Source organism: Bradyrhizobium yuanmingense (assembly GCF_900094575.1).
GTDB classification, from domain to species: domain Bacteria; phylum Pseudomonadota; class Alphaproteobacteria; order Rhizobiales; family Xanthobacteraceae; genus Bradyrhizobium; species Bradyrhizobium yuanmingense.
The window spans coordinates 1-2819 of record NZ_FMAE01000077.1 but is presented as its reverse complement, the minus strand read 5'-3'; the positions used below and the strand labels follow the sequence as shown (position 1 = coordinate 2819).

Here is a 2819-nt window from a genome sequence, read left to right as displayed (position 1 = left end):
TTGCCCATGTCACGAGGGCCGCGTAATCATTCGTTCCGGCAACGTCGGCCCGACGTAGTTCAACAGCGATCGGGACATCTCCTCCTCCACCCGCGAGGCAGGACATGGTGATTGTTAGTTTGCCTTTGTTTCCCGGGCAAGAGTTTCAGCGGCCTCTTTGAGCCGATAGCTGCGTCCGTCGAACTCAAGCAGATGGCAATGATGCATCAGGCGATCGAGGATCGTCGTGCTCATGGTGTTGTCCCCCAGGTATGTCCCCCAGTCCTGCACGACGCGATTGGAGGTAACGATGACGCTGCGGCGCAGTTTGTAGCGCTGATGCATCAGGGTCTGCAGCAATGCGCCGGCGTCGTCAGGGATGGCGCGTGCGAGGAACAGATCGTCCAGCACGAGGAGATCGCAGTCGATGATGGTTCGCAGCCGGACCTCGCGTTGTGCCGGGGAGTTCATGGCGTAGCGGTGGAAGAAGTCGTCGGTCTCAAGATACTGGACCTTGTGGCTTTGCAGGATCGCCTGATAGGCAATCGCCTTGGCGATGTAGGACTTCCCGGTGCCAGGTTTGCCGACAAGCAGCGCGTTTTCGCCGGCGGCAATGAACGCCAGGGTGTGGAGCTGGAAGCAAGTCTGGCGCGGCAATCTGGGATTGAAGGTCCAGTCGAACTCGGCGAGCGTCAGTTTTTCGTCGAGCCCGGATTGCTGGTATCGTCGCTCGATAAGGCGGGACTGACGACGGTCCAGTTCGTCCTGCAGGATCAGGGAGAAGGTCTCGAGGAATGGCTGGTTGGCGCCCTGCGCCTGCAGCACGCGCGTCTGCAGCGTGTCGCGAACGCCCGACAGGCGCAGCTGTCGCAGGCAACGCTCAATTTCCGGCATGGTCATCATGTGGTTTGGTCTCCAGTGTGAGGTGAGAAGCCGCGGGAGCGCTCGTGGCGCCGGAGCTGGCCGGGGTTGCGCAGGCGCAACGAGCGCGGGTTGCAGGGGTGCGGTCGCCGTGAGCCTCGGCCTGCCGGCCATTGTCGCCGGCATCGTGCCGCACGGCACGGCTTAAGAGATCGCCGTATTCGGCTGGAGCGCGGATCAGCGGATGATCCTGGGTGAGCGACGATGCCGGCTGTGGCGTCGCTCCAACCTGCGCGATCGCCTGTTCGAACAACCGCTCGACGGTCGCACGCACGTGCTTGTAGCGGTAGATGCGGTTCTCGACGGCGTGCGCGCAGGCTTGCTCGACCAGCCGTGCCGGATACTTCCGGCCCAGCCCGACAATGCCCCACATCGCGCGCTGTCCGGGGCGCCCCTCGGTGTCGAACACTTGCTGGCACAGCGCCCTGGTCTGCGGCCCGATGCGCTCGGCGCTCGCCAGCAGCACGGCGGTTTGCCGCGACGGATTGAACGGCCGTTCGCTGGTCGGCAGGACGACAGAACCGGAGTGCGTCATCCGGGGATGAACACGCAGCAGCGCATGGGTGTGGCGATCACGGATATCGATCGTGGAGGCGTAGATCCGCACCACGACCTGACTGCCGATGGGCGCAGGCCGCGCGGCGTAATAGCTGCTATCAACACGCACGGTGGTATCGTCGCAGACGGTCCGAACGACCTCGGTGAAGATGCGGAAGGCAGCCACTGGCAACGGCCGCAGGTGTGGCTTCTCCTCCTGGAACATCGCCTCGACCTGACGACGCGTGCTGCCGTGGTGCGCTTGGAGGCCCAATTCTCCTCCCAGTGCCTCAAGAACTCGTTCTGGGCTTCCAGTGTCTCGAAGCGCCGTCCGGCCAGCGCGGTGCCCTGGGTATGTTGAATCGCACTCTCGACGCATCCTTTCCGATTGGGATCGGCCACACGCGCGGGATCGGCGACCACGGCGTAATGAGCCAGCATCGCGCTGTAAATCGGGTTGAGCTCGGGCTCGTACAAATCCCGCTTGAGGACGCCTTCCTTCAGATTGTCGAGCACGACATAGCTGGGGACCCCGCCAAAATACCGGAACGCCTCTTCGTGGAGCTGCGCCCAGACGTGTTGGCTGGACTTCCAGACCACCCGCCGGAAGCTGCGCCGCGAGTAGCGCAGCGTCATCACGAACAGGCGGGGACGGCGGTACCGGCCGCTTCTGGGATCAATCGTCAGAGCGCCCTCGCCGTAGTCGACCTGGGCCTCCTCGCCGGGCAGGAACTCAAGTCGATCAAACTGCTCGGGATCGCTGTGTCGCAACGTGCGCACAAACCGCTTGACGCTCTGGTAGCTGGACGGAAAGCCAAAATGATCGACAAGGTCCTGGTAAATCGCCTGCGCATTCCGCTTCAGGCGGACCTGTTCTTCGATCCACGTCCGATGCGGTTCGCAAGCCGAACGGGCCAGGCTGCTGGTGACCGTCGCTCCTGATGCCCCAGAAGCCGGTGGTCGGGGTGGAGGAATTTGGCCGTCCACGCTCACCGGGCCGGTGGTCGCTTCCCCGGGGGAATTTGCCTCCGCACCGGCCCGCAGCGCCCGGTAACGCCGGATCGTCTTGCGATCGATCCCCGTCAGCCTGTGGATCTCGCGCTGGCTGGCGTTGCGATCGAGTAGCGTAAATACCGTGCTTTGCAGGTGTGGCTTCAAGACGTTCAACTCCCCGGCCCCTGCTGGCTAAAGGGACCGAAAATAAACGTCCTGCCTGACCGGCTACCGCTGTTCAGCGGCGCTGACGGTGAACATCAGGTGGGGGAGTTTCAAGTGACCATACCAGGGGGATTTTGACCGACCCACGGGGATCGGGAAGCAGAAACGCTATCCGGCCCTCGACCTGACGATAATCCATGCCACCGAGCGCGGTACGCCAAAGG

1 protein-coding gene and 1 pseudogene are annotated in these 2819 nt (G+C 63.3%); both read right to left on the bottom strand.

What is annotated here, in order from left to right:
• Positions 1-114: 114 nt before the first annotated feature.
• Positions 115-882, bottom strand: a complete 768-nt coding sequence (gene istB / locus GA0061099_RS38965; protein ID WP_074448691.1) for an IS21-like element IS1631 family helper ATPase IstB — start codon at positions 880-882, stop codon at positions 115-117.
• Positions 860-2639, bottom strand: a pseudogene (gene istA, locus GA0061099_RS38960) (IS21 family transposase). Before istA ends, istB begins: the two are co-directional and overlap by 23 nt.
• Positions 2640-2819: the final 180 nt, after the last annotated feature.